The organism is Mesorhizobium sp. M7A.F.Ca.AU.002.02.1.1, from assembly GCF_003998535.1.
Lineage (GTDB): Bacteria > Pseudomonadota > Alphaproteobacteria > Rhizobiales > Rhizobiaceae > Mesorhizobium > Mesorhizobium ciceri.
Window position 1 is genome coordinate 1 of sequence record NZ_RZPB01001235.1, and the last position, 1127, is coordinate 1127.

Consider the following 1127-nt stretch of genomic DNA (forward strand, 5'->3'; position numbering starts at 1 on the left):
GTCAGGCGCCGATACGGCGATGCAGGCACGCAAGGCGGACGTGGTCGATGCGGCGCTGGCTTTTCATGGCGGCCATCTCGGCGACCCGCTCGAGGCGCTGCGCCGGGTCGGCGGCCGGGAATTCGCGGCGATCGCCGGTGCCATTCTGGCCGCGCGGATGCAGAAGATCCCGGTGCTGCTCGACGGATTGGCGGCGACGGCAGCCGCAGCGGTACTGCATGGCGTCAATCCCGCCGCGCTCGACCATTGCCTGCTGGCCAGCCTGTCGCCGGAACCCGCGCATGCACGCGCCGCCCAACGGCTCGGCTTGCGCCCGTTGCTTGATCTGGGCATCAGCCATGGCGAAGGGGCAGGGGCCGCCCTTGCAGCGGGTCTGGTCAAGGCCGCCGCGCTGACCAGTTCGGGCATGGCTGCGGCGGTACGCGGTTAGGGCTTGAGGTATTACCGCCGTCGAGCCGCCACCGCCGCGGTCGGCAATGCTGGCAATTCCTCCATCACCCGGCTCAGCGGGAAGATGGCGATCGCCTCGGTGCCTTCGCGCAGCTTGGAATGAAGTTCGAACTCGCCGCCATGCATTGCGAGCAGCCCTTGCACGATCGGCAGGCCAAGCCCGGTGCCTTGCTCGGCGCTCTTGATGGCGATGGAGCCCTGGCCGAAGGCGGAAAGCACGATCGGGATCTCATCTTCCGGTATGCCCGGGCCATTGTCCTTGATCGAAATGTATTGTCCGCCGCCCGCCGTCCAACCGACACGGACGCGGATTTCGCCGCCGGTGGCGGTGAATTTTATCGCGTTCGACAGAAGGTTGAGCGTGATCTGCCGCACGGCCCGTTCATCGGCGAACAGCCGAGGCAGCTCGTGCTCGAAATCCTGGACGACACGGATATCCTTGTTGCGCGCTCTCAACTCCATCATGTGACAGCAGTCCTCGACGATACCAAGCAGCATCACCGGCTCTTCATTGAGCTGGTAGCGGCCGGCCTCGATGCGTGACAGGTCGAGAATCTCGTTGATCAGGTCGAGCAGATGCTGGCCGGATTCGTGCACGTCATGGGCGTAGTCACGATAGGTGGGATTGCTCATCGGTCCCAGCACCTCGTTCGACATCACCTCGGACAAACCGAGAA

At 64.9% G+C, this 1127-nt stretch carries 2 protein-coding genes; one reads left to right on the forward strand and one right to left on the reverse strand.

Translation table 11 applies throughout. The features are described 5' to 3' along the window. The coding region (locus EN879_RS36760) for a nicotinate-nucleotide--dimethylbenzimidazole phosphoribosyltransferase (protein ID WP_206521096.1) at positions 1-430 on the forward strand (430 nt) is incomplete at its 5' end. Positions 431-441: 11 nt separating this feature from the next. Here EN879_RS36760 and EN879_RS36765 read toward each other — a convergent pair. Further along, the coding region (locus EN879_RS36765; RefSeq protein WP_164774881.1) for a HAMP domain-containing sensor histidine kinase at positions 442-1127 on the reverse strand (686 nt) is incomplete at its 5' end.